The sequence below is a fragment of the Shewanella sp. 1180_01 genome, from assembly GCF_052850535.1.
Window position 1 is genome coordinate 1 of sequence record NZ_VXCT01000014.1, and the last position, 25,345, is coordinate 25,345.

21 protein-coding genes, 3 tRNA genes and 2 pseudogenes are annotated in these 25,345 nt (G+C 47.7%); 20 read left to right on the forward strand and 6 right to left on the reverse strand.

The genetic code is table 11. The annotated features are described in order from the left end of the window. Positions 1-177 precede the first annotated feature (177 nt). The 17 genes and pseudogenes from FW758_RS09800 to uvrB all read left to right on the forward strand — a co-directional run bounded on the left by FW758_RS09800 (position 178) and on the right by uvrB (position 19,980). Positions 178-948, forward strand: a complete 771-nt coding sequence (locus FW758_RS09800; protein ID WP_446445281.1) for a reverse transcriptase domain-containing protein — start codon at positions 178-180, stop codon at positions 946-948. Between the two features lie 7 nt (positions 949-955). Then, complete coding sequence (locus tag FW758_RS09805) at positions 956-1,726, forward strand: hypothetical protein (RefSeq protein ID WP_063884383.1); 771 nt, start codon at positions 956-958, stop codon at positions 1,724-1,726. Between the two features lie 90 nt (positions 1,727-1,816). Further along, the gene (locus FW758_RS09810) at positions 1,817-2,980 is read left to right on the forward strand and encodes a phage protease (RefSeq protein WP_446445282.1); all 1,164 of its coding nucleotides are present in this window, start codon (positions 1,817-1,819) and stop codon (positions 2,978-2,980) included. Further along, a complete protein-coding gene (locus FW758_RS09815) occupies positions 2,980-3,900 on the forward strand; it encodes a Mu-like prophage major head subunit gpT family protein (protein ID WP_446445283.1) in 921 nt (306 codons plus the stop codon). Before FW758_RS09810 ends, FW758_RS09815 begins: the two co-directional genes overlap by 1 nt. Positions 3,901-3,982: 82 nt before the next feature. Further along, complete coding sequence (locus tag FW758_RS09820) at positions 3,983-4,480, forward strand: HI1506-related protein (RefSeq protein ID WP_446445284.1); 498 nt, start codon at positions 3,983-3,985, stop codon at positions 4,478-4,480. A gap of 2 nt (positions 4,481-4,482) precedes the next feature. After that, complete coding sequence (locus FW758_RS09825; protein WP_259574567.1) at positions 4,483-4,938, forward strand: gp436 family protein; 456 nt, start codon at positions 4,483-4,485, stop codon at positions 4,936-4,938. Beyond that, on the forward strand, positions 4,938-5,381 hold the full coding sequence (locus FW758_RS09830; RefSeq protein ID WP_446445285.1) for a phage tail terminator protein: 444 nt from the start codon (positions 4,938-4,940) through the stop codon (positions 5,379-5,381). Before FW758_RS09825 ends, FW758_RS09830 begins: the two co-directional genes overlap by 1 nt. Before the next feature lie 28 nt (positions 5,382-5,409). Beyond that, positions 5,410-6,156, forward strand: coding sequence for a phage tail tube protein (locus FW758_RS09835; RefSeq protein ID WP_446445286.1), 747 nt, complete (start codon positions 5,410-5,412; stop codon positions 6,154-6,156). A gap of 119 nt (positions 6,157-6,275) precedes the next feature. Continuing rightward, a pseudogene (locus FW758_RS09840) lies at positions 6,276-10,201 on the forward strand (tape measure protein). Then, positions 10,198-10,563, forward strand: coding sequence for a hypothetical protein (locus tag FW758_RS09845; RefSeq protein WP_263256554.1), 366 nt, complete (start codon positions 10,198-10,200; stop codon positions 10,561-10,563). Before FW758_RS09840 ends, FW758_RS09845 begins: the two are co-directional and overlap by 4 nt. A gap of 12 nt (positions 10,564-10,575) precedes the next feature. Then, a pseudogene (locus FW758_RS09850) lies at positions 10,576-13,048 on the forward strand (hypothetical protein). A gap of 11 nt (positions 13,049-13,059) precedes the next feature. Continuing rightward, positions 13,060-14,064: a hypothetical protein gene (locus FW758_RS09855; RefSeq protein WP_006087204.1), complete on the forward strand. Its 1,005-nt coding sequence runs from the start codon at positions 13,060-13,062 to the stop codon at positions 14,062-14,064. After that, positions 14,057-14,356 (forward strand): hypothetical protein, encoded by a 300-nt coding sequence (locus FW758_RS09860; RefSeq protein WP_006087203.1) that lies wholly within the window; start codon positions 14,057-14,059, stop codon positions 14,354-14,356. Before FW758_RS09855 ends, FW758_RS09860 begins: the two co-directional genes overlap by 8 nt. A 4-nt stretch (positions 14,357-14,360) precedes the next feature. Next, positions 14,361-16,151 carry a hypothetical protein gene (locus FW758_RS09865; protein WP_446445287.1) on the forward strand — a complete coding sequence of 597 codons (1,791 nt, stop codon included), beginning with the start codon at positions 14,361-14,363 and terminating at the stop codon, positions 16,149-16,151. After that, positions 16,148-16,369 (forward strand): hypothetical protein, encoded by a 222-nt coding sequence (locus tag FW758_RS09870; protein WP_446445288.1) that lies wholly within the window; start codon positions 16,148-16,150, stop codon positions 16,367-16,369. The genes FW758_RS09865 and FW758_RS09870 overlap by 4 nt, the downstream gene beginning before the upstream one ends. Before the next feature lie 145 nt (positions 16,370-16,514). Then, positions 16,515-17,276, forward strand: a complete 762-nt coding sequence (locus FW758_RS09875; RefSeq protein WP_063884395.1) for a DNA adenine methylase — start codon at positions 16,515-16,517, stop codon at positions 17,274-17,276. 697 nt (positions 17,277-17,973) lie between these two features. Then, positions 17,974-19,980 (forward strand): excinuclease ABC subunit UvrB, encoded by a 2,007-nt coding sequence (gene uvrB / locus FW758_RS09880; RefSeq protein ID WP_446445289.1) that lies wholly within the window; start codon positions 17,974-17,976, stop codon positions 19,978-19,980. A 76-nt stretch (positions 19,981-20,056) separates the two neighbouring features. On the opposite strand, the gene rrtA is transcribed toward uvrB, so the two are convergent. Both rrtA and queC read right to left on the reverse strand, forming a co-directional pair. Then, positions 20,057-20,653: a rhombosortase gene (gene rrtA / locus FW758_RS09885; RefSeq protein WP_446445290.1), complete on the reverse strand. Its 597-nt coding sequence runs from the start codon at positions 20,651-20,653 to the stop codon at positions 20,057-20,059. Then, entirely contained in the window at positions 20,650-21,372 is a 723-nt protein-coding gene (queC, locus tag FW758_RS09890) for a 7-cyano-7-deazaguanine synthase QueC (protein WP_107404460.1), read from the reverse strand. Before queC ends, rrtA begins: the two co-directional genes overlap by 4 nt. 171 nt (positions 21,373-21,543) lie before the next feature. Between queC and queE the strand changes: the two genes are divergently transcribed. After that, the gene (gene queE, locus FW758_RS09895; RefSeq protein WP_012197102.1) at positions 21,544-22,212 is read left to right on the forward strand and encodes a 7-carboxy-7-deazaguanine synthase QueE; all 669 of its coding nucleotides are present in this window, start codon (positions 21,544-21,546) and stop codon (positions 22,210-22,212) included. A 118-nt stretch (positions 22,213-22,330) separates the two neighbouring features. On the opposite strand, the gene FW758_RS09900 is transcribed toward queE, so the two are convergent. From FW758_RS09900 to FW758_RS09915, 4 genes are all read right to left on the reverse strand, one after another. Beyond that, positions 22,331-23,476, reverse strand: a complete 1,146-nt coding sequence (locus FW758_RS09900; RefSeq protein ID WP_446445291.1) for a PLP-dependent cysteine synthase family protein — start codon at positions 23,474-23,476, stop codon at positions 22,331-22,333. 279 nt (positions 23,477-23,755) lie between these two features. Then, positions 23,756-23,840 (reverse strand) — tRNA-Tyr (locus FW758_RS09905). An 84-nt stretch (positions 23,841-23,924) separates the two neighbouring features. Next, positions 23,925-24,009: transfer RNA gene (locus tag FW758_RS09910), tRNA-Tyr, on the reverse strand. Between the two features lie 71 nt (positions 24,010-24,080). Beyond that, positions 24,081-24,165: transfer RNA gene (locus FW758_RS09915), tRNA-Tyr, on the reverse strand. A gap of 125 nt (positions 24,166-24,290) precedes the next feature. Here FW758_RS09915 and FW758_RS09920 point away from each other — a divergent pair. Beyond that, positions 24,291-24,779, forward strand: coding sequence for a VC2046/SO_2500 family protein (locus FW758_RS09920; protein WP_446445292.1), 489 nt, complete (start codon positions 24,291-24,293; stop codon positions 24,777-24,779). A 209-nt stretch (positions 24,780-24,988) separates the two neighbouring features. Then, positions 24,989-25,276, forward strand: a complete 288-nt coding sequence (locus FW758_RS09925) for a DUF406 family protein (RefSeq protein ID WP_063884401.1) — start codon at positions 24,989-24,991, stop codon at positions 25,274-25,276. Positions 25,277-25,345 lie beyond the last annotated feature (69 nt).

Here is a 25,345-nt window from a genome sequence, read left to right on the forward strand (position 1 = left end):
ATGTCAAGGGGTATACGGAGGGCGTGATTATGAGCAATTGTAACCACTGCCGAGTTAAAGATCGTATAGAACTTGCGACATCTGTCGTATGTTTGTTGACACGCATATGCGTGTTGATAAACCTTGTTCTACACATCTTTAACGTGGCTTTTAATTACTTAAAAGTAAAATACACTTATGGGCTATGATGTTAGCTGGAGTAACAAATTTGAAATAAAGCCTAAGCGCTGGGTATTCATACCTACGACTGAATGTCTTATAAATGGGCGAGGCCTTGTTTCAGAACTTAAAATTAAATGGATTCAACCTGATTTTTATTTCCACTTGAGAGCAGGGGGCCATGTTTCAGCTGTTAAATTGCATTTGGCTAATACTTATTTTGCTAAGTTAGATTTGCACGATTTTTTCGGTTCGATAAGCCGATCTCGAGTAACAAGAGCATTAAGGAGTTTCTATTCGTATGAAGATGCTCGAGGGTTTGCGAAAATGTCCACTGTTCCGCAGTGTGGAGATTGGCAGCATTCACATTCATTACCTTATGGATTTGCGCAGTCACCTATGCTCGCTTCTTTGTGTCTTGAAAAGAGTTATCTGGGAATTGTATTAAGTAAGTGTAGAGAGAGTAAGGATGTCTGTGTGACAGTATATATGGATGATATTTTAATTTCGTCTAAATCTAATGTATCACTACAATTTTGGTATGATAGTATTATTCTTTCCGCAGAAAAGTCCAACTTTATAATTAATAAAGATAAAAGCCATGGACCAGAAACTGAGACTACAATTTTCAACATAAAGCTAAGTGCTTTAGATTTGAAAGTTGAAAGGCAAAGGTTTGCATCTTTCTATGATAAATATAATAAAAGTGAGAATCCTTCTCAAAAAAAAGGTATCGGTTCATATGTTGGTACAGTTAACAAAGTTCAAGCCTTGGAATTAGATATGTAGTTTTTAAATGTCTAGTATTAATTTAATGGTTTTTAGGGTTGAAGTAGATATGTTTAATTCAGAGTTTGAAACTATTTTAATCACACTAATAGTCGCTGCGGTTGGTATTTATTTTACTGCCTACATAAAAGAAAATGCAAAATTTAGAATGTTGGAGGAAAAACAAGATAAAATTCTTGAGCATCAATCAGACCTTGTTACACAGACTGAGAAAATTAAGTCCGAATTTGACTTGGTGAAACTAGCCCTACAGCATCAATCCTGGATAGATGAGCAACGATGGCAATTTCGAAAAGATTTATTCTTAGAATTAATTGAAATCTTGTTAGAAGCAAGGGAACACGCATTACATATCGAGGAACTCGTAACGGATGCACAAAAATGCGCACGTAGTCTGACATCTGGGGATGAGCGGCCCTCAGATGAAGCGGAAAGCTTAGCAAAAGACATTATGGAAGAAGCATACGCTAAATCTGAAGAAATCATAGGCAACAAGTTAATTAAGCTCAGTGAAAGGTTAAAAAGCTTACTGAATAAAAAGGGTGTTTTATTTCTAAGTGATGAAGCTATACGTTCTATTAGCTTATTTATAAACTCGCATCAAGTTTGGAGGGAAGAAGAATTAAAAGAATTTGCCTCTAAAATGCAACGTGGTGAACTATCTTTCGATGACCAGCCTGCTGTTAGTTATGATGAGTATTTGTTCCATTATATATCTGCCGCTACAAGATCATATAGAAATATTATAAATATTGCTAAATCGGATTTACAGATCTGATAGAACTGTAATCCCGAAACCTTTCCAATCCGCTTGTGATTACAGCGAGATCATCATAGGCACTCCAATGTTATTGAGAGTGCCTTTTTTATGTCTGCAACCACCTCAGCTTTGGGCTTTGCCGCCTTAAGCAGTCAGTTAAACGTCAATCCAGAAGCCGCAGCTATGTTTGGCGGCAATGGGGTTGGTGAAGATGGCTACATTCAGGCGCTGCCTGATGGTCACTTTGCTGCCGTAGATGGTCGCCCTGATGATGTGGCTGGTGGCAAGTGGTTGATGGATAGCGTTGCGTTCACTGCCCTGCAAGCAAACACCCCCCATAAATCCGGTGATCTGGTTATTGACTACGAACACCAAACCCTCAACAAAGAGAAGAATGGCCAGCCTGCACCCGCTGCGGGTTGGTTCAACATCGATGACGTGCAATATCGACAAGGGCAGGGCTTGTTCATTAAGCCGCGCTTTACCGATAACGCCATCGCTTATCTCACTGCCAAAGAATACAAGTACTTCAGCCTAGTGTTTGGTTACGACACCAGCACTGGCCGCCCGCAATTTATCCACTCAGCCGCGTTAACTAACCGCCCTGGTGTCGATGGCATGTTGCCATTAGCGCAGCTGTCAGCATTGGCACTCACTCAATTATCTGCAAATGAATCTAATCCAACCCAACCGGAGGGACTCCATGTGAACCCATTACTTAAAAAAATCTTAGCTGCCTTGGGCGTTGAAATTCCAGATGACGTGACAGCTTTAACCGCTGAGCAAGAGGTCGCGGCGCTATCTGCACTTAATACGCTAACCACGGCAGCAAATAGCGCTGATGGCTTAAAGCAACAGCTTACCGCGCTGAGTGCTACATCGCCCTCGGTTGATCTAAGCCAGTATGTTCCAGTGGCCACGGTCGCGGCCCTGCGCGCGCAGCTGGTTGCGCTAACTGCTGAAAACGGCGTGCTTACCGTTGAGCAAACCGTGAAGGCGGCAATAGACGAAGGCAAAGCCTTTGAGTGTGAACGTGATTACCTAACCAAGTTAGGCCAGCAATCCATGGCGGCGCTTACAGCCAACTTGGGTGAGCGTGTGGCTATTGCCGCATTAACGGCCAAGCAAACCACCACAGTTCCCGATCCTATCAAGGACAAGGGAACCAAACTCGCGGCACTGACTGCCGACCAAATCAAAATGGCTGATTCTTGGGGCATGTCGCACGCTGACTTTGCTAAAGCTATCGCCGCTGATCAGGAGCAAAAATAATGGCTGCTATTAACGCCCAAGTATTACAAGCCCTGCGCACTATGGTGCGTAGCGAGTTTCAAAATGCTTTAGCTAAGACTGATCCACTGTTTTTAAAAATTGCCTCAGTTGTGCCAAGCAATACTAAGTCCAATACCTACGGCTGGTTAGGCTCAATGCCGACCATGCGTGAATGGATTGGTGCGCGGGTGATCAACTCCATCAAAGAGCATGGTTATTCAATCACTAACCGTACCTTTGAAACCACCATAGGTATTAGTCGTGATGATGTGGAAGGTGACACTTTAGGGATTTACAAGCCTATGGTGCAGGCATTGGCACAGGAAGGTGAAGAGTTTCCCGATGATCTGGTGTTCGAGCTATTAGCAGAAGGCTTTGGCACTTTGTGTTATGACGGGCAGAACTTTTTTGACACTGACCATCCCGTTAACGAGAAGCACGATGGAACGGGTGCTGACGTATCGGTGGCCAACATGGTGGTTGATGGCGCTTATACGGGGGAACCTTGGTTTTTGCTCGATACCACACGCCCATTAAAGCCACTCATCTTCCAAGAGCGTCGCAAGCTGGATTTAAACACCCTGTTTAATCCAACCGATCCTGCAGTTTGGACCAATAACGAGTTCCAGTTCGGTACCGATATGCGCTGTGAAGCGGGCTTTGGCTTCTGGCAAATGGCCTTCGCCAACAAGCGTACTCTCAATGCCACCAACCTATGGAGCGCTTACAAAGCCATGCAAGCTTTTACCAGCGATGGCGGTAAGAAGCTCAAGATTCGCCCCAATTTGTTGGTGATCCCAGCTTCTCTTGAAGACGTCGCACTCAAGTTAATGACCCGTGAGCGCATTGATGAAGGCGGCGTGACCGTGGATAACGAACTGAAAGGCAAGTTCGAGATCCTTGTGGTGCCACAGCTTTAGGTGTTCACCCCTTAAGTTTGAGCAGCGAATCGCAGGCACAAGGATGCGCCTGCACCCCAACATCGAGTGAGGTAACAATGAAATGGCGAATCTTTCTAAGAACATTCAAGTCCTGTTGGTTGTCTGTCTTGCGCACACTGGCTACCGCCGTGCTGGCATGGCGCTTACCAAAGGCGAAAACCTTATACCGCTGGCCGAGTTGTCGGATGAGCAAGTTGCAGCGTTTGAAGCTGACCAGCGCCTTAAAGTATCCGTGCGTGATATGGCACCAGCGTCGGGGAGTGTGGACATTCCAGACGGTGATCAGACATTAGGTACCGATATCACAGGCACGCTCACTGGTGTGAAAGAGCCCAATGGTGAAGAGAAAGCCTTGGGTGAACTGTCAGTAAAAGAGCTGAAAGAACTGGCAAAAGACTTGGCGATCACGGGTGTTAACTCGATGAATAAAACTGACTTAGTTAGTGCGATTCAGGCAGTAAAAGTCACTGTGCCAGGTGAAAACGAAACGGCTACCCCAAGCGCTGAAACGGAAAGCACTGAAACATCGGGCACCGTCACCAACGCAGCAGGTGAATAGCCATGGCCGACTTAGCCATCACAAGAGCCATGTACGCCACCCCTGACAACATGCTGAGTCGCTTTGGTGCACAGGATTTAATGCTACTCACCGAGCGCGAAGGCAGTGTGCCAGGGGAAATCAATACCGTCGTGCTTGAGCAAGCATTGCGTGATGCTGCGGCTGAGATTGATGGCTATATCGTGGGCCGTTACACCTTGCCGTTAACCACGGTTCCCGCCGTGCTTGAGCGTAACTGCTGCGATATTGCCCGTTACTTCCTGTATGGCGATAAAGCCCCTGAACAAGTCGAGAAACGCTATACCGCTGTGGTGAAGTTTTTAACCGCAGTGAGCAAAGGCGATATCAGTTTGGGGCTAGCTGATACGGGTGAAGTCGCTAGCCAAAGTGAGTTAGTGGTCAGTATCGAAAGTGCAGGCAGCGTGTTTGGCCGTGCATCGTCTAAGGGGTTTATCTGATGTTTGAAATTAAAGATAACTACCTTGCTGCAGGTGATGCGCTGACTCAACTGCTTGAGCCATTAGTGACGAGCCAGAAGCTGAAAAAGGTTTATCAAGCTAATGAGCTAAGTGAAGTGGATGAGCGCAGCCAAATCACCCCCGCCGCCCATGTGATGTATATGGGCGATACGCTGGCGGATACGGCCCAAGGCGGCAACACCAGCCAAATTAAGCAGACTTGGCTTGTGGTATTGGCTTGCCGTTTATCTATTCACGAAGGCCACGCAGGTGAGCTATTAGTCAGCCTGTTAAACGCGATTGTGGGTAAGTCCATTGCGGTGGATGGTCAGATGCTTGGCCCCTTTGTGCGAGTAAACAGCCCGATTAAACCCCGTTTCACTAAAAGCCACGGTTATTACCCCGTGGCGTTAAGTGTGCAACTGAGATTCAAACCTAGTTAACCCAACAACTTAATATGAGGAAAATCCTATGAATGGATTATTAGTCGCAGGCAACTTCTTTGTTGACCGCTTAAATGCCCAAGGGCAATCAACGGGGATCATTGGCCCCATCAACACCACTAAGCTCGCCATCAAAACCGATGCCGAAGAAAAGGTACGTGGCAGTAAAAAGAAGGAAAGCTATGGCCAAGCCTTAAGCGTGGTGAAAATTTCTAAGCCTGTTGAGGTGGAATGGTCCTTCGACGATCAACCTGCCGAACTGATTGCTATGGCACTGCTGGGCGATACCCAAGTGCTGAACACGGGCAGCGGCACCTTAACCGATGAGGCCGTGACCTTGCCTGATAATCAGCGTTGGGTACAGCTACCTGAAAGTAACTTTGCCGCCCTCGGTTTTGTGGTGAAGAAAGACGCTGCCACCTTAGTGCTGGGCACTGACTATGAGGTGAACTATGCCCTAGGGCTAGTGCGCGCCGTAAAAGGCGGCGCTATTGAAGCGGGCGGCGCGGTGACTGTGACAGGCCAACATAACGCCATTAGCGGCACCCTCATTCGCGGTGGCATTAACGCCCAAACCCGTGCGCGGATCTTCGGTGAAGGTACCAACTTAGAAACAGGCAAGCCGATTAAGCTCGATGTTTTCGACGCCAGCTTATCGCCTACGGCTGCGATCGATTTTGCCGCCAGTGAGTTTGTGAGCGCCACCCTTGCGGGTAAAGCCCAGTTAGTCGCGGGTAAGGATCATCCGTTCGAGTACCTAGAGATGGATGCGTAAGCTGTTTTGCTTAACCCAAGGGCATGGCCGTACTCAATTGCCATGCCCTTTAATCCCCATTTAACCGCCGTTTAAACATCGATTATTTAGATACTAACGAGAGCATTAACGAGATAGCCATGGCTGATAAAACCTTAGAACTCGCCCTGCGGATCGTGGCAGAAGCCACGGGCAAGCAACACATAGCGGCTTTAGTCGATGAGCTTAAGCGCATCGGCACTGAGTCGGATGCGGCGAATCCTAAGACGCAGGCGCTCGCTGATGAACTCGATGGCGTGAGTGATGCCAGCCAAGCGGGTGCGAATCAAGTTGATGAACTTAAAAACAGCCTTGATCCGTTAAGCGAGAAGTTAGAGCAAGTGGCCCAAAGCGGCCGTAATACCAGCAACCAAACAGAGCAGCTCACTAATGACCTCAAGCCTTTAGCAACTGGGCTTGATGACGTAGGCGATAGCAGCCAATCGACCAGCCAAAAAGCCAATACCTTAGCCAATAAGCTCGATGAACTGGCTAACCAGCAAGACCTGATCAACACCTTTAAGCGGTCACGCAATGAGCTTGAACAACAAGAGCTTGCTGTCACTGCTGCTGCCCTAGCACTGCAGGACTTAAAGCAACGTGCCAGCCAAACGGATGCGCCTTTTGTGCAACTGGCACGCTCTATTGATGTGGCCGAAAAAGAGCTGGAGCAAATGCAGCGCGAGTTAGCGCAGCAATCATCCAGCCACACTAAGCTGCAAAATGCTCTGTCGAAATCGGGCATTGACTACAACAACCTGACCACAGCGCAGCGCAAGTTAAGCGCCGAATTTGACGGCACTGGCCGCAATGTCGATAAGTTTGCTAATCAGTTAGCTAAGGGCAATGCCAGCGCCCGTGATCATGCCAGTTCCCTGCGTGGCGTGATCGGCCAAGTGACCGCCTTAGCGGGTGCTTATTTGGGCTTTGACCGCGTGGCCCAAGCGGTGAAGGATGTCTTTGCCACGGGCGATCAATTCGAACGTCTTGGCGTGCAAATGAATGCCGTGATGGGCGGTTTTGAATCTGGCAAACAAGCCACCGCTTGGGTAAAGCAATTCGCCATCGATGTGCCGCTACAACTGAACGAAGTCAATCAAGCGTTTGTGAAGGCCAAAGCCTTTGGCCTCGATCCTATGAACGGCACCATGAAGGCGATTGTGGATCAAGCCTTTAAACTGGGTGGCAGTTTTCAAGAGGTCGAGGGGATCACCTTGGCACTCGGCCAAGCCTGGGCAAAACAAAAGCTACAGGGTGAGGAGATCCTGCAGTTGATTGAGCGCGGCGTGCCCGTATGGGACATGCTGGCTAAGGTCACGGGCAAGAACACCACCGAACTGCAAAAACTCAGTGAGCAAGGCAAGCTTGGCCGCGATGTGATCCAAGGCTTGATTGATGAAATGGGCCGAGCCGCTAATGGCAGCGCAGCGGCGCAGATGGCTTTGCTCAGTGGCCAAGTATCAAACCTTAAAGATAACCTTTCATCCTTCTATGATCTCGTGGCTCAGTCCGGTGCACTTGATTGGCTCAAGGGCCAGATCAGTGAGTTGAATCTTGAGTTTGCCGCCATGGCCGCTGATGGCCGTTTAAAGGAATGGGCGCAGCAAGTCAGCGACACGATCGTCAGCATAGGTACAGCGGTGCAAGATGGCGCGGCTATGCTGTACCACTACCGTGATGAAATTGGTTTTGTGGCTAAGGCATTTATAGCATTAAAAGTCGGTAGCTATTTTAGTGATGTGATTACCGGAGCCAATGCCGCCATCGGCGTGATGCGTCTTTACACTGGCGCGATCATGGGTATCACTGCGGCGAGTGAGGGCGCGGCCTTAGCTGCTGGCAAACTTAAAACCGCCTTGGCTGCAGCGGCTAAAGCGGGTTTGTACTTAGCCCTGATTAGCGAGTTGATCGAGGTTGCTCGGGTATACCAAGAGTTATTGATCGCCGAAGAAGCACTGGAAAAATCTAAACGCGCTGCCGCGTCTAGCGCTAAACAGTTGGAGTACTCACTTAAGGATCTCAGTGAGCAAACGGGCGTAGCCTTTACCACTATGGCCGAGTTCAACAAGGCGGTAGACGAAGGCAAACTGATTTATGACGACGCCACTGGTAAGTGGAAGAACGCCGCGAAAGCGATGGAAGAAGTTAAACAGGCAGCTGTTGAAGTCGTTGAGCCGATTAAACTAACGGTTGAAGAAGCGCTGCGCCTGACCTTTACCTTAAGCGAACAAACTAAAACGCTCGATGGCGTTAAAGGTGGTATGGGCGGTTTCATTCGCCAAATTGATGCCGCCTTAGTGCCGTTGAAAGCGGCGGGGGAGCAATACGAAGGCCACGTTAAGTTACTCACATTACTGCGCGCCAAGTTTGAAGAGCAGCAAACCTATCTTGATGCCACGGCTAAGGGCGCAGAGGCATTGGAACAAGCCTATAAGGACTTAGGGCTGACCAGTAGCCATGCCTTAGAGCAGGTGAATACGAAAGCCGAAGCGGCCTTTAATCTGATTAAAAACAACCGTGAACCGATTGAGCAAAAAAGGATGCATTTTTAGCCTGGGCTAAAGCGGCATTAACGGCCGCCGAAGCGACGGGCGCAGCGGTACCCGAAACCTTGAAAGCGCAAGCCGCTACCCTTGGACTAACCAAGGAACTGAGCGAGCTGACTGCGAAGCAATACGGCTATACAGACAGCGTGAAGGAACTTTCACCCGAGCAAGCCAAGCTAAGCCGCGCAGTGGCAGAAACTGAAGCCCGTTTGAAGCAATGCCGCGATGTGATGAACAGCTCGACGGTATCGAGTAAAGCCAAAGCAAAAGCTCAACAAGATCTGATTAGTTTACAGGGCAAGTTAAGTGACCAAACTAAGCAGCTCAGTGAGGTTCAGGCACTCGAAGCTGCTAATTATGAACAGATAAAAAGTAAGTATGCCGCTGTATCTGACGAGATGTTAAGACTCGAACAAGCCTATAAAGACGGCGGCATCACGGCGGAAGAATACCTGCGACAAAAAGAACGCTTAGTTGAAGTGCTCAGAATATTGCAACGCTTAATGGGCGGTTTAGAAGATGGTGAGCAAGAGACTGACGAACAGGTAAAAAAGACTACTAAAACCTTAATTGAGCAACGCGAAGAACTTGAACAATTAGAGGAAACCACTGGCCGCGCTACTGAGTATGTCAACCTGTTTGCGGGTGCCTATGCCCACTTAAATAAACAGTTCAACTTTAACGAAGATAGCACTGAAAAACTCAACGCCCGCGTCGATGAGCTGACTAAAAGCATCATGAATAATATGCGGGTGAATACCGGCTTTTGGGGTGTGCTGGCGCAGCTCAGTAACCAAGCTTTTATCCGCGAAAAGCAGATCATCAATGAAACCTTACTGACCCGCAAATGGACTGAAGAACTCGAAAGCTCAAGCATTAGCCTCGATCGCGTCAATCAAATTAGCCGCGAGGCTAAGTGGAATATACGCGAGCTAGGTGACGAAGAACTTAAGCCACTGCAAGCGGCCATTGATGCTACCCGTGATCGTATTCTCGGCCTGCGTGACGATATCAACGCGACCTTGGGCAGTCTCAAAGATGAGATGGATCAGCTCAACAATAACCAAGCTGCTATCGAGAAACGTCGCTATGAACAGCAACAGGCTGAGCTTAAGGCGCAGCTCGAAGCTGCCCGCACGGCCCAGGATAAAGAGTCCATTGCCAGTGCCCAAGAAGCACTGCAACTGAGTCAGCAAATCTACGCCACCAAACTAAAACAAATCGAAGCAGAGGCGGTAGAACGTAACGCGCAGGCGATCGAGCGAGCATCAAGCAGTGCAAGCACCGCGACGAATTCCACTCGCAGTACTACAAGCCAAACCACTTCGCCATCGGTGAGTAATCAGAACACTGGCGGCAGTGTACAAATTTATCGGTTAGAGCTGGCAATGCCATCGGGCAATGTGGTGAAAGCCGATTTGCTTGATGAGTTTAAGCAGCTGTTTTTGCGCGAACTAGAACAGATTAAGGCCACCTCATGATCACCTTGGACACGCTTCAATTACCACATTTTATTTGGCTTAACCGCTTTGGTTATACGCCCTTTGTGAGTAGCACTGAGTTTGCGCTCGATGGCTCGCAGCATGTTGAAGTGGCCGCCAAACAAGCGGGCCGCCCTGTGGTGTTATTCAGCGATGCAGAAGCCTTATCTGTGTTTAACGCCCTTGAGGCCCACGCCAATTCAAAGGGCGCGAACAGCTTTAACCTGGATATCAATGGCACTGCATTAACTGTGATGTGGGACTACAGAGAACAGCCCATTAGCGGCACGCCAGCGATCAATTACAGCGATACCGACCCCGACGAAATCGAGGCTATAACCTTGAAGTTAATCACTGTTTAAAGGCCGTTTAATATGACTATTTCCCGTTTAGATTTAAAAGTATTTAAGCCCGAGTTACTGGGTTCAAGTAATGAGGCAGGCGGCCAACGGACTAAACAAGTGGTGCAGTCTGGCAAGCTTAATGAGCTATTTTCAGCGATATCCGATATCGACCATGCCCAATCCAGTATCGACATTGTAAAAGCGTTTCCGGCGCTCGATACACCAGACACCAGCACTTTGATTGATGCACATGTGTTTATCAGTGAGCCACCGATAGACCCATTAGTTAACGTATTCATGATCGAGTCTGCCGCGCTGGATGATGAGTCTCGCATGACAGATATGAAAGAGATAATTGAGTCGTCAGTCACAGCAGGGGAATTGATCCGTGAAGGTGGTCCAGGCTTCCTTGTGAACCAAAACTCGTTTTCCTCAGATTACCTGCAGTCGTCCTATCGCTTTAATGACCGCGACTATTGGAAAACCACTTATCTACAGGTTAGCCAAGTGATCTGCATCACCGTGGAATATCCTGGCATTGAAAACGTGGCATGGCCCCGCAAAACCCATTTTTGCAAAGTCATTCGTACTAGCATAGTGCCTGGCGCGGTGGGCACTGTTGTATTCGAGCCGCCGATACCGTTTGCGACACCAGAACCAGGTTTGCAAATCAATGGCCAGAGTAAATGCACTCGCTTGCGATTATCTAACATTGCATCACCATTGAAATTCCACGGGGTAACTAAGCTGACTGCCGCCGCCAGCGGGGTAAGTTTAGCTGTGGGCGCGACTCAATTATCGTTACTGCCTGCGATTACCACCTTAGCGCCAAAGCCAGGTAACACCATCACGGGTGGCAGTGATAACGGCGATGCCACTGTTAGCCAAGTGATCCGCAAAGTGATTAGTCAGCCAAGTGCAGAAGGGACGTACAGCTATACCTTCACCACAGCGGATTTATTGATAGACACTGATGTTGTCACAGCAGTTTCTACCGATCCTTTTGGCGTTTTCGGTGGGAATAGTTCATTAGTTCAGTCGATTACTGTCGGAACGGGGAACGTGACCGTTACGCTACGGCCTGATGTGCGCGTTGCCTATAATCCCACAGTCTCGCTCTATTATGTTTCTGCGTATAAATACAGCATTTACTCAAGTGCTAATGCATTCCCAGCCAATAAGCAGCTAACGGTCGGCAGTATCAAAGGCCGCGCTGTGTTTGCCGATAGTAACTATGTGCCTCAGGATGTATTTGAAAATGTGAATAGCGGTATCGGTAAGCTGTATGACACCACTGAGTTACTGGCGACCATTGATTATTTTACGGGTGTCGTTACCAAGCAAACGGTCAGCCGTGGTGATTTTGAATTGACCTATTCAGGTTTAGTTGAATCAACCACTGCAGCGGCTGCAGGCGATACTACGGCTAAATTTGCCTTGAGTGTGGCTAATCCATTGTTAGAGAGCTTTTACGTGCAGGTTGAACGGATATCCGATCATGCCATTATTAGCGCCTCATCTGACAACCAAGGAGTCATATCCGGTAGCGGTATTGAAGGGACCATTGTTGATGGTTTGGTTGAACTGTTATTTACCAATCCGGTGGATTTAACCACGCTGCGCTATGACATTACCGACCAATTGCGCCAGCTACCCCCCGCCGAGATTTACGGGCTAAACCCACTGCGTATCCCCAATGACGGCATTGTCGATATGTTCAGACGATGGGGCACTGTCGCGCTTTCTCATACTCAAGTGCAGCAAGTCACAGGCTCTGTCGGCACTGTGTTTACTATTCGTGAAAATGCTCAGTTTGTTGGTATTACCGATGCCAATGGCGCAAGCCTATGGACCACTAATAATGACCATTTTACGGTAAACAAGGTGGCAGGAACGGTCACGATTAACAGTGATTTTACTGGGTTTGCTGCGCCGTTTGTGCTGAGCGATACCATTATGGAACTCGGTCTAGTTTCATCGTTTTCAGGCAATAGCGTTGTGTTGGCCAAGCCTTTGTCCCGTGAATATCCAGCAGGTACCACATTAGCCAGTGTGCAAATCCTTGGTGACCTGCAGGCGCGTGTTGGCAGAGTGCGGGATATGACGGCATGGGCCAACAATTGGGACCTCGATGGCGACCCAGCTACGGGCAACGTGAATGCGGTTGACTATCCGTTTGAAGTCAAAAACACCACTGCAGTGAATGAAGATTGGGTATTGATTATGACCTCAGCCAGCGCATTTCGTTGTGTTGGCCGCCGTCTTGGCCAAATCGCCACAGGTGACACACTCAATGATTTTGCACCGATTAACCCTGACTAATGCCCCTTATTTCATTATTCGCTCAGGTGCATGGGGTGGCGGTTGGCAGCAAGGCGAAGCGATTCGTTTCGCCACGTTTGCGGCCTCAAATCCGATTATGCTGCTGCGAAATGTGCAGGTTGGCCACAGCCAAATCACTAAAGATAACGCCGTGTTGTCATTTTTTGGCAACGAATCATAGGAGCAATTGCAATGGGCTTACCAGTTACTGTTTATCGTTGGGATGATGCGGGTGCACCGCAACTGTCAAAGGGCATCAAGCCATCAGAATTGATTAACGTACTCAAGAAGTGTTTAGTGGATGGTTATGGTTCAAAGCAGGGGGCTGGCTGGTCAGTGCCATTTATGGACTTGGCCTCCAATCAAATTGTTTTTCGTAATTCTACCCTACAGGGTTCGGGCAGTTTTGTTAAGTTTTGGTCAAGGTCTGCAGGGGACGTATTATCAGGAGTTTTCTATTTTCAGTCAGCCCCATTTTTAGCATCACTTAATCCTGATTGGGCGAATACCAATGGTGCTGGATGGCGATGTTTTGCAAGTGGTTCTCCGCATCCTTATAAGTGGATATTGATTGCCACTGCTGCAGCGTTCATTTTTTTTACTTATGGCGATTCACCTTTCGATAGAACTCAGCTTTCTACTGCTCACTTTCCTAGTTTTTTTATCGGCGATATTGACAGTGTGGTACCTAATGATGCGACACGTTTTATCACTATGGTATCTGGCTCAGTTGCAGATTCATCACTGACCACATCGCCGTCTTGGACTGACGGTATTACCTATCTATCGCAGAGTGCTACTGTAGCTAAAATGCATGAAACTGATGGCAGCCATAATCCTAAGCAAATGGTAGTAAAGATGGCTTGGTCAACATATAACACCACGGCCATTAAAACCTTGCCCATAGATGGGTTGAATATGTTTTTTGCTCCAGTGCAAATAGAACAACAAACCTACGCGCCAAATCAGCCAGCTTCTCAGTACCTTGATTCAGCGGGGAATAATTGCACCAACAGTATGTTGCATCCCGCAGTTAGAGGGACAGTACCTGGATTATTTCAATCCTCATTTACGGGGTTTACTGATGCACTTTTACCCATTACCCGTAATGTGAATGGCACCCTTTTTTATCTTTTACCGACTGGTCATGTGGGTGCTTCAAATCTTTGGATAGGAACAGGGGAATGGTATGCCTGATAAGTTTGCACCACGTTTACGTGAAAAATCGAATTATCCTATGGGGTTGCTTGAAGTTGATATTGACCCTGCTGCCGAGCGTTTCGCCATCTTAGAAAGGGTGAATTTAAGATTACTATGGCAACGCGATATTCCAGCAGATAACCAAGTCAAGCATCTTATTCGTAAGGACCACTCATTAGCAGGGGTAATTTTTATTATGTTTGATGCTGATGAGCAGTTTAATGCCAGAATTATTGATGGGTTTAAACTGCCATTGGTTGACAGCCATAGCGTTAATTTAGGCTATTAAAGTGATGACTGAATCCACTTTGACATTGCAGGTGAGATTTAATGAGCCATGGCTAAATGCTGTCTCACCGTTGAGTCTGCGTTTTGAAAATGTGTTAATCCCAGATGTTCCTATTAGGGCCGGAAGTATTGGCATGGCTTGTGGGCTTGTAATGATGACAGGCAAACATATTGAGCAGCAAATTACCCTCAGTACTCGCAGTCAATCGCATGCCGCTAATGCCGTTTTTGCATGGGGTAGCATCAGCTTAAAACAGCAAATCGTAATCGTATGGAATACGCCGCCATTAGCTGGGGAAGTGTTCGCTGTTGAGTGGCGACGAAATGCGTTGGTACCTTTTCAACTCGATATGAATTGGTTGGTACCTGAGCCTCATGGTCATCGCGCTGCGAGTCATTGGAACGTGTCAGAATCGCAGCAATATATGCTTGATATACCTTGGTCACAAGCTGCAGCCAAGAGCCAGCAAATTACCGTTAAATTGCATATCGGCGAGCAACTAGCGACTGAGATAGCGCTTAGTTATACCGACATTCAAAGCCAAGGCGATAGCAAGTTTGTTGTATGGGCTCCACACGCCGCGCGGTGGGTATGTTCCAGTAAATACTTACCGCCAGTAGGTAAAGTTACACTGCGCTTTAGTGAACCTTGGACGAACGCTATCAGCCCGATTGTGCTCAACTTTACCCCTTCACCCAATGTTTGTTACTGGGACGATGGCGGCGGCCTGATAGGCACAAATCCACCGTTACCTACCATTGATTTTAAGATCCCTATCGAACCGCAAATCAGAAGGAGTTACCTCATGCAGCCTCAAATCAGTTGTGTTCGTGTGAGTGACGGCGTTTCTGTGGTGCTCAAATCAGTATCCATTTCTCAGTCACGTTCGCAATGGGCCAGTAGCGGAAGCTTAGCGTTTTCATCCCGTATTGATGCCGAGCGTGCCGCTAATGAATTACTGAAAATAAGTATTAACGGCTATGACTTTTACCTGCTTTGCGAGTCTCCCAGCGAATCTAAAGCCTTCGGCAAAACCAGTTATAGCGCGACAGGTCGAGGTCGCTTAGCCACACTCGCCAGCCCGAACAGAAAGGCCATCAACTATGTGAACGTAGTAGCCCGCAGCTTTATTGGCTTAATGGCCGATATTGTTGCCAATACTGGGTGGACTGTCGCCAGTAAAATCAGCGATTACCCTGTACCCGCAAACGCCTTTAGCTATGCTGCTAAAACACCCGCCGAAGCGATTAACATGATGGCCAACAGCATTGGGGCCATGCTCGATGTGAACGATGAAACTCAGACTATAACGGTGATCCCTCAGTGGCCAGTCGTGCCTTGGAATACCGCAAGCGCAATTCCCGATGTGATTTTGCACGATGGAGTGATCCTCGAATTTAACGAGCGTATCGACATTCGTCCCAATGCTAATGCGGTGTTTGTGCGTGGTGAACAGCAAGGCGTGGCAGCGAAAGTGAAACGTTTCGGGACCGCTGGTGACAACTTTACTGCTGATATAGTGGATAAGTTAATCACTGATAATCAAGCCGCAAGAATGCGCGCAACGGCCGAATTAGCCAACGCAGGTAATAAGGTGCAAAACAGCATTCGCGCTAAGGTAATGGCGGATTTACCGCCCATACGCCCAGGCATGTTAATTGGAGTTCGCAAAGGTGCCGAGGTGTTTAAGTCAGTGTGTGAAAGCTTCAGCATAAGCGGCAGCGTTAATGAGTCAACGGGGATGGTTACTGTGAATCAGACCGTGACGCTATTGCGTAATGAGGTGGCAGCATGAGCAACATCTATCAACGCTTAGCGAACTTAAACCCCAAGCCCCAGCGCAGTGTTGCCACTGTGATTAGCGTGACAAATGGCACCACGACAGTACAGCACGTCGATGGCAGTTATCAGACTGTTTTGGGTGACTCCGTTGCCAGCGGGAAAGTGTATATCGTTGATGGTCAGATCCAAGGGCAAGCCGCCGATCTGACTTATGTTGAATTAGATATTTGATAAAAGAGAGCGGTCTAGCAATGCTACTAACACTGCTAGACCGTCAACACACAGGATTAGACCCTGTGAGCCAACCAAGGCTCCCTCACCGCGTCGACACGGCGAACCGAGCCTAGCATAAAAAATCCTAAAAAAGGAGGCTCACATGCCAAAACCGATTATCCCTTGGATGGGCGGTAAGCGTAGATTAGTTAAGCAGATTTTACCGATATTCCCTGAACACCATACCTATGTCGAACCTTTCTGCGGCGGTGCAGCAATGTTCTTTAGCAAGGGTGAGGCGAGGGTGGAAGTGGTCAATGATATGAATGGCGATCTCGTCAATCTTTATCGGGTGATTAAACACCATTTAGAAGAGTTTATAAGGCACTTTAAATGGGCTTTAATTAGCCGTGAAGAGTTCCTATGGCAGAAGAATACTAACCCTGAGACCTTAACCGATATTCAACGAGCGAGCCGATTTTACTATCTGCAAAAGCTGGCGTTTGGCGGGAAAGTTTCAGGTCAGAACTTTGGATGTTCAGCGTCTCGACCCGCTGGTTTGAACTTGCTAAGGATTGAGGAAGATCTCAGCGTTGCTCACCTACGCTTGGCAAGAACCTATATCGAACGGTTGGACTGGGCTGAGTGCGTAAGACGATACGATAAGCCTGAAACCTTGTTCTATTTAGACCCGCCTTACTGGAGTACGACAGGCTATGGTGTAGAGTTTGGACTAGAGCAATATGCCTTGATGGCCGAGCTTGCGAAGACAATCAAAGGCAAAATGGTGATCAGTGTGAATGACATACCAGAGATGCGCGAGGCATTCGCTGGACTACAAATGAAGACGCTGGGAATACGTTACACAGTAGGTGGTTCACAGCGTTCAGGAGAGCAACAAGAACTGCTCATTTGGAACTGGTAGACCAACGTATTAACTAAGTAGAAAAGACTCAATAGCCCTCGATTTAGGGGGCTTATTGAGAAGTTTATCAAATTGAGTGAACCCATATTTATCAGACTAAGTGAATCAACGAGTAATTGATTAATCACTAATTTTCAATTTAGGTGAATTCGTTTATCAAATCTCGTGGCGCGCTACAGTAGCAACATTTATCAAATGTAATTAAATTACTAAATGTTGAGTGGCTGTTGTTATGGTGCATCACAGCCTCCAATCCCGCGTGGTTTCTAGGTTATTTCGACTTATCAACAAAATCTGTGGATAACCCTGTGAGTTGTCCGAATAAATGGCCGTCAAAGCCTTGGCGTATGGGCGTCGGACTTAAAATGCACTATTTTGGGTGGCAAAAATAAACTTCAATATTATCAATTGAGTATTAAAAGCAAGTGGTTTTTATTTAGGGTGAAAATCAGGTTGCAATTTTGTAATCGAACGAAATTGATTTCTTGTGTATTAAATTGGCATTTTTGCTTAGTTTACGGGTGTTTTGTGAGCAAAAAACGTTAAAAATGGCTTGGTCTAAAAGTTTCATGTTTCGTCCACTAAATTGTCATCTGGCGGTGTTATTGCTTCTTGAATTAACGACAGGAAGGATAACGGTGGAGCTTAGTCGGTGACTTGATTAGAATGGGGCGACTCATTAAAAGGATATGTGCGCGTGTCAGAATCTGTTTTTCAGCTTGAATCGCAATTCGCCCCCGCAGGCGACCAACCTACAGCGATAGCCAAATTAGTCGATGGACTCGAAGCGGGTTTAGCTTGCCAAACCTTACTCGGGGTGACCGGCTCAGGCAAAACCTTCACGATTGCCAATGTGATCCAAAAATTAGGTCGCCCCACGATTATCATGGCGCCTAATAAAACCTTGGCGGCGCAGCTTTATGGCGAGATGAAAGAGTTCTTTCCCCATAATGCGGTTGAGTATTTTGTCTCTTACTACGATTACTATCAGCCAGAAGCCTATGTGCCTGCATCGAATACCTTTATTGAGAAAGACGCGTCGGTTAATGCCCATATAGAGCAAATGCGCCTGTCGGCGACGAAGGCGCTGTTAGAGCGTAAAGATGTAGTGCTCATCGCCTCTGTGTCGGCCATTTATGGTTTGGGCGATCCCGACTCCTATCTAAAAATGCTGCTGCATCTACGCCAAGGCGATGTGATGGGGCAGCGTGATATCTTAATTCGTCTCAGTGAATTGCAGTATAAACGCAATGATATCGAGCTACAGCGCGGCACCTATCGCGTGCGTGGTGAAGTGATTGATGTTTTCCCTGCCGATTCTGAGCGTAATGCCATTCGTGTTGAGTTGTTCGACGATGAGATTGAGCGTTTAAGCGAGTTTGATCCGTTAACCGGCCATATCATCAAGCGCATCGCCCGTACAACGGTTTACCCTAAGACTCACTATGTGACGCCGCGGGAAAAAATCATCGCCGCCACTGAGTTTATTAAAGAAGAGCTGCGCGAGCGTAAGCAATATCTACTCGATAACAACAAGTTAATTGAAGCCCAGCGTATTCATGAGCGGGTGCAATACGATGTGGAAATGATGGTGGAGTTGGGTTACTGCTCAGGCATCGAAAACTACTCGCGCTATTTGTCAGGCCGCGCACCGGGGGAAGGGCCGCCAACCTTACTCGACTATTTGCCCGCTGACGGTCTATTAATTATCGACGAATCCCATGTGACTGTGCCGCAAATCGGCGCCATGTACAAAGGTGACCGTTCCCGTAAAACCACACTGGTGGAATACGGTTTCCGCTTACCGTCTGCCTTGGATAACCGACCGCTCAAGTTTGAAGAGTTTGAGCAATTGATGCCGCAAACCATTTATGTGTCGGCGACACCGAGTGTCTACGAGCTGGAAAAAAGCGAAGGTGAGATTGCCGAGCAGGTCGTGCGGCCAACGGGTTTACTCGATCCTGAATTAGAAGTGCGTCCTGTTGGGACTCAAGTGGATGATTTATTGTCTGAAATCGCCAAGCGCGTCGCTGTTAACGAGCGGGTGTTAGTGACGACGCTGACCAAGCGTATGTCGGAGGATTTGACTGAATACCTCGACGAACATGGTGTAAAAGTGCGTTATTTGCACTCGGACATAGACACGGTCGAACGGGTGGAGATCATCCGCGATCTGCGTTTAGGTAAGTTTGATGTGTTGGTTGGGATCAACCTATTGCGCGAAGGCTTAGACATGCCAGAAGTGTCACTGGTGTGTATTTTAGATGCGGATAAAGAGGGCTTCTTGCGCTCAGAACGCTCGCTCATCCAAACCATTGGCCGCGCCGCGCGTAACGTTAATGGCAAAGTAATCCTCTATGCCGATCGCATTACCAATTCGATGGCGAAGGCCATTGGTGAAACTGACCGCCGACGTGAACGCCAGCGCGCGCACAACTTAAAGCACGGCATCACACCTAAGGGCGTGGTTAAACGGATCACCGATGTGATGGATGTGGATGACGGCCGCGACAGTAAAGCTGTGTATGGCAAAGTGGCTGAACCTAAGTTCCATTACCATAAGGCCGATGCGACAGAGTTGAGCCATCAAATCGATCAGCTTGAGAAGAAAATGCACGAACATGCGCGTAACTTAGAGTTCGAACAAGCAGCGGCGATGCGTGATGAGGTCAAGCATCTGCGTGACTTGTTGATCAAGGCCTAGATTGACCTCAGCGCTCAAGATTAAAAAAGCCGTCCAGCAATTATGCTGCGACGGCTTTTTAATCTGTGCAGGTGAACTAAGCGGCGGATTTTACGTGGTGAAACTTCAACGTGATGAATACCGCTAAAGCACAAATCAGCCCACAGATTAAGCCAACTAAATGCGCCTCGGTTGCCACACGCGCGCCTATCATGGCGGTGACATCATTGCTGGCGCCATAAAGCTGTTCGTGGCCGACTTTAATGATAACACCAAGTAACAGCAGATAGCCTGAACGTAGCTTGCGGATAATATCCTGCACCGCGCCGTAGGCGAATAGGCCGTGCAACATGCCGCTTAAGCCGACATAACCGAGCAATTGCGGATAGCCCAAATATAAGCCTATGCCTTCGAGTAAACATAATACCAGGAATAGCGCGCTTAAGCCTTTGAGATGGTAGTGGAAATGATGCAAAAACAGCACAACCCACAGACCCGCAAGGTTCATCAACAGGTGCCACTGATTCGTGTGTAGTAAATTACCGCTGATTAAGCGCCACCATTCACCATCAGCAATAGCACTGCGGCGATAGGCGAGCAGGCTGTCGACAGCAGGACCGGCTAAGCCTGCGACATACAAACCCGCACATATCAGACTCACCACCAGCGCGACCCAATAGGGACTGCGTGTCATGCATTAGGCTCGCTAGCGTCGAGTGAAGCCATGACTGCGGTTTTATCCTGCAGATAGTCGTCCAAACCACGTTTACGCAGATGACAGGCAGGGCAATCACCACAACCATCACCAATCACGCCGTTATAGCAAGTGAGGGTGTGGTGGCGAACCAGATCGAGTTGCTGATATTTATCCGCCAGCGCCCAGGTTTGAGCCTTATTGAGCCACATTAAGGGCGTGATGATCTTAAGTTGTTTATCCATGCCTTGAACTAAGGCTGACTCCATCGCTTTAACAAAATCGTTGCGGCAATCTGGGTAACCCGAAAAGTCGGTTTCACATACGCCGGTGATAATCGCTTCAGCGCCTAATTGATAGGCATAAATGCCCGCAAGCGTTAAAAACAGAATATTACGTCCAGGCACAAAAGTATTCGGCAGCCCATTTTCCATTAACTCATGTGAAACGGGAATCGCATCACGGGTAAGCGCCGATATCGCTAACTCATTGAGTAAGGTGACATCCATGACTTTATGGCTAGTGATCTTCAAGCGTTTGGCTAAGGATTTGGCGACTTCAATTTCTTCGCGGTGACGCTGACCGTAGTCAAAGGTGATCCCGTGTACTTCATCGTACTGGGTTAGGGCTTGGATAAGACAGGTTGTCGAATCTTGTCCGCCACTGAATACCACCACTGCTTTGGACGCTAAGGGTTTTGACACTAAGCTCGTTGACATAAAGGATTTCACTTAACCGTAGAACACTTATAAATAGGCCGTTAGTGTAACTCAGGCCATAGTCCTTGCAAACTCTGGCGATCTGCATCAAATAGGCTTTCTCGGCGCAAAAACTTGCAGCTCAAGCTAAAATCCACTATAAATGCCGCCCCAGAAAAGTGGAACGCCAGCATGAACTACCCAGTCAACGAAGTATTTGAAACCATTCAAGGTGAAGGTGTCTTTACCGGAGTGCCCGCCATATTTGTCCGCCTGCAAGGTTGTCCCGTGGGATGTGCTTGGTGCGATACGAAACAGACATGGGATGTACTTGAAGTGAATAAAGTGACGCCAGAGCAAGTGATTACCGTAGACGGCACTATTGGTCGCTGGGCAGATCATACGGCGCAAAGTCTTATCGCTGCTTTTCATGCCAAAGGTTTCACTGCGCGCCATATAGTGATCACCGGCGGTGAGCCTTGTATGTACGATTTACGCGAATTAACTGAAACCTTGCACAGCCAAGGCTTTGCCACCCAAATCGAAACCAGTGGCACCTTCGACATCAATTGTGCCGATGATACTTGGGTGACGGTATCGCCCAAGGTGAACATGAAAGGTGGTTATAAGGTATTAGCGCAGGCGCTGAATCGTGCCAATGAGATTAAGCATCCTATCGCCACTGAAAATCACATCGCTGAATTGGATGAGTTACTGCAAGGCATCGATATTTCCACGAAAACGATTTGCCTGCAGCCGATTAGCCAAAAGCCCAGAGCGACTGAACTGGCGATGAAGGTGTGTATTGCCCGTAATTGGCGTTTATCGATCCAAACCCATAAGTATTTGAATATTGATTAATGCTCTTGGGTTACTCTACCAACGATAAAAAACGCCTCACAACTGTGGGGCGTTTTTTATGGCTGACGTTTAGCGGTGGACTTTAAAACCGTCAACTCAAGGGATTTAATCGAGTCGGTTAATCAAGCTCGCTTAGTTGACCAAAATGATTGAATGCCGCAAGTTGGCGCTGATAGGGGGCAATATCACCAATATTAGCCGCAATCCAATCAGCATCGTAATAAGTATCGAGATAACGCTCACCCGAATCACAAATTAGGGTTACGATTGAGCCTTGCTCTCCGCGCGCTTGCATTTGTACGGCAAGTTGCAATGCACCGTACAGGTTAGTGCCCGTCGATGCGCCGGTTTTACGGCCAATCAGTTGTTCTAACCAATGAATTGTCGCTACGGAAGCTGCGTCGGGGATTTGCAGCATAGTATCGACAACGCCAGGAATAAAGGATGGCTCAACTCTTGGTCGACCTATGCCTTCAATCTTACTGCCATTGCAACAGGTTAAGCTGGCATCGCCGCTCTGATAGAAATCAAAAAACACCGAGTTTTGCGGATCGACCACGCAAAGCTGGGTCGCCAACCTTTGATAGCGAATGTAACGGCCTATGGTCGCCGATGTGCCGCCTGTGCCCGGACTCATCACTATCCAACGCGGGATAGTGTGTGGCTCGCGCTCCATCTGATTGAAAATCGAATTGGCGATATTATTATTACCGCGCCAGTCGGTCGCGCGCTCGGCGTAGGTGAATTGATCCATATAATGGCCGCCAAGCTCTGCGGCGAGGCGTGCCGATTCGGCGTAAATCTCACTGGAATGATCGACAAAATGACATTGGCCGCCATAGAAAGTGATCTGTTCAATCTTCTTTTTAGCCGTGCTTTTAGGCATTACGGCAATAAAAGGTAAACCGAGTAAGCGGGCAAAATAGGCTTCAGAAATCGCTGTGCTGCCCGATGAGGATTCGATAATGGGCGTACCTTGCTTAATCCAGCCGTTACACAGGGCATAGAGGAAGAGTGAGCGGGCGAGGCGATGCTTTAAGCTGCCTGTTGGGTGGGTACTTTCATCTTTAAGATAAATATCTATGCCATCGAGCATAGGTAATTCAAGTTTAATCAGATGGGTATCGGCGCTGCGCTGAAAATCCGCTTCAATCTTGCCTATCGCATGGGCTTCCCACGTTGGGCAGAGTGTGTGAGCGCTGTGTGAGTCCACTGGCGGTTGAATTGTGTTAGATATCATCATAGTCACTTCGAAAGGGATCATTTTTAGAGCATATCACAGGGGCGGGCAAAGCGGTTTTATTGGATCTGCTTGGCGTTACTCGCTTGGGGGCATTAGCTTGAAGTCGCGCGAGGCGTGATTGATGTTAAAGACAAATATCGTGAACTAAAAGATGTCTTCAAACAAAGATGGCTTTAAACAGAAGTGCAGTTTAATACAAAGAATGTAATCAGAACAAAAGGGATAGATGAAGCTATGGCAGATAAAACTGGAATAGACAAAACGGAAATTGAACAAGAGGGGTATAGATAATGAAAGAAATGGTGGAGGGAGAAGGATTCGAACCTTCGAAGGCTGAGCCGTCAGATTTACAGTCTGATCCCTTTGGCCACTCGGGAACCCCTCCACAAACTTTCTTTACTTTTAAAACTGAACTAAACATTGGCCATGTTTGGTACTTGAAAATGATGATCTGCGTTAGAGATAAAGATGGTGGAGGGAGAAGGATTCGAACCTTCGAAGGCTGAGCCGTCAGATTTACAGTCTGATCCCTTTGGCCACTCGGGAACCCCTCCACAAATACCTTTAACGCTTTTGTAAAACTCTACATCATTTTCGAACAACACTCACAAACTTACAGTGCAAATGGTGGAGGGAGAAGGATTCGAACCTTCGAAGGCTGAGCCGTCAGATTTACAGTCTGATCCCTTTGGCCACTCGGGAACCCCTCCTCAATTGCGGCCGCCATAGTAGTCAGAAACCTTTTGCATGTAAATACCCAATTTAAAAATTTTCCTAAAGTTATGCATCAAATGGTCGATTAACTAACAACGAATTGTTTTGACGATGTTTTTTTATGCAAATTGATGTTCCTTTAGTCAACGAAGCCCAAATTGGCACCCGCTTAAACGCGGCGATAGAAAACGACAGACGGGGTGAATTCGCCCTGTTGCTGTCGTTACTGTCCGTTGACGCAAGGGACATGGCGCAATTTCAATGGCAAAACGAGCTCGATATGGCGCAAAAATTACAGCGTCAGTTCGAGTTGCCACCGCAGCAAAGCTTAATGGCGGATTTATCTTCTGCCGAACCAGTAGTCGATAACAGCAGTATTTTTATGGCCCAAGGTTCGCGGGCATTTCAATTACAGCAGGCACTGCGACCTGAAGCCTTAGTGATCCGAGGCGGTGTGAGCGTTGCAATGGCCGAGGCCCTGAGTAACTGTGATCATGTCACCCAGCTCAGGCAGAGGGGCCAACTCAGCGCGCCTAAGGTCGAAATCATGCATTTTGCCGATCAATTGGCAATCCAACGTAATCTGGTGCCTCTGCTCGCTTCTGCCTAGTGACCCATTTCCAGCAAGTGATCTTCAATACCAATCGAGTCAATCTGCGCCATTTCAGTAAATAAGCGTGAGCTAAAGCCAGTTATCTTGAGGCTTAATTACCTATAATTCTGATTAACCTATCGAGTTAGCCACTTACCGCGTAAATAAATTAGCGAGCATAATTTAGTGATGCCGTTAATCAGTCGCTTTATAAATAAGGAATACAGATGAAAGGCATAATAGAAGCACAGAGTCCGACCGTAAATGACACTTGCACCGATTGTGGCAGTTTTGTCGATATCGGCGCCGTCATTGATGAACACGATACCTTATTGACGTTAAATTTTGTTGGCGATAGCGCGCAAACAGATGCAGAAAGTATGGCGAGCCGTGCCCAAGCTCGATTTGCTGAAGTACAAACTGAGTTTGTGACCACGGCGGCGGGTATCGATTTACTGCTGACCTTTGGTGTGAGCGCCGAGAAAATGATTTTCCAATTGGAAAACGGTTTATAAGTTTTTGTGCAGCACTTTTAGCGGATAGAGTTCGAACTTAATCGTTTTAACTGTCTAAAAATGCTGCAG

Bases quoted from the DNA above. Each gene is read 5' to 3' on its own strand.
- FW758_RS09865 (WP_446445287.1), top strand. From the start codon at position 14,361: ATGACTGAATCCACTTTGACATTGCAGGTGAGATTTAATGAGCCATGG.
- queE (WP_012197102.1), top strand. From the start codon at position 21,544: ATGAACTACCCAGTCAACGAAGTATTTGAAACCATTCAAGGTGAAGGT.
- FW758_RS09875 (WP_063884395.1), top strand. From the start codon at position 16,515: ATGCCAAAACCGATTATCCCTTGGATGGGCGGTAAGCGTAGATTAGTT.
- FW758_RS09925 (WP_063884401.1), top strand. From the start codon at position 24,989: ATGAAAGGCATAATAGAAGCACAGAGTCCGACCGTAAATGACACTTGC.
- FW758_RS09805 (WP_063884383.1), top strand. From the start codon at position 956: ATGTCTAGTATTAATTTAATGGTTTTTAGGGTTGAAGTAGATATGTTT.
- FW758_RS09810 (WP_446445282.1), top strand. From the start codon at position 1,817: ATGTCTGCAACCACCTCAGCTTTGGGCTTTGCCGCCTTAAGCAGTCAG.
- FW758_RS09860 (WP_006087203.1), top strand. From the start codon at position 14,057: ATGCCTGATAAGTTTGCACCACGTTTACGTGAAAAATCGAATTATCCT.
- FW758_RS09835 (WP_446445286.1), top strand. From the start codon at position 5,410: ATGAATGGATTATTAGTCGCAGGCAACTTCTTTGTTGACCGCTTAAAT.
- FW758_RS09800 (WP_446445281.1), top strand. From the start codon at position 178: ATGGGCTATGATGTTAGCTGGAGTAACAAATTTGAAATAAAGCCTAAG.
- FW758_RS09825 (WP_259574567.1), top strand. From the start codon at position 4,483: ATGGCCGACTTAGCCATCACAAGAGCCATGTACGCCACCCCTGACAAC.
- FW758_RS09845 (WP_263256554.1), top strand. From the start codon at position 10,198: ATGATCACCTTGGACACGCTTCAATTACCACATTTTATTTGGCTTAAC.
- FW758_RS09900 (WP_446445291.1), bottom strand. From the start codon at position 23,476: ATGATCCCTTTCGAAGTGACTATGATGATATCTAACACAATTCAACCG.
- rrtA (WP_446445290.1), bottom strand. From the start codon at position 20,653: ATGACACGCAGTCCCTATTGGGTCGCGCTGGTGGTGAGTCTGATATGT.
- FW758_RS09815 (WP_446445283.1), top strand. From the start codon at position 2,980: ATGGCTGCTATTAACGCCCAAGTATTACAAGCCCTGCGCACTATGGTG.
- FW758_RS09855 (WP_006087204.1), top strand. From the start codon at position 13,060: ATGGGCTTACCAGTTACTGTTTATCGTTGGGATGATGCGGGTGCACCG.
- FW758_RS09920 (WP_446445292.1), top strand. From the start codon at position 24,291: ATGCAAATTGATGTTCCTTTAGTCAACGAAGCCCAAATTGGCACCCGC.
- queC (WP_107404460.1), bottom strand. From the start codon at position 21,372: ATGTCAACGAGCTTAGTGTCAAAACCCTTAGCGTCCAAAGCAGTGGTG.
- FW758_RS09830 (WP_446445285.1), top strand. From the start codon at position 4,938: ATGTTTGAAATTAAAGATAACTACCTTGCTGCAGGTGATGCGCTGACT.
- FW758_RS09820 (WP_446445284.1), top strand. From the start codon at position 3,983: ATGGCGAATCTTTCTAAGAACATTCAAGTCCTGTTGGTTGTCTGTCTT.
- FW758_RS09870 (WP_446445288.1), top strand. From the start codon at position 16,148: ATGAGCAACATCTATCAACGCTTAGCGAACTTAAACCCCAAGCCCCAG.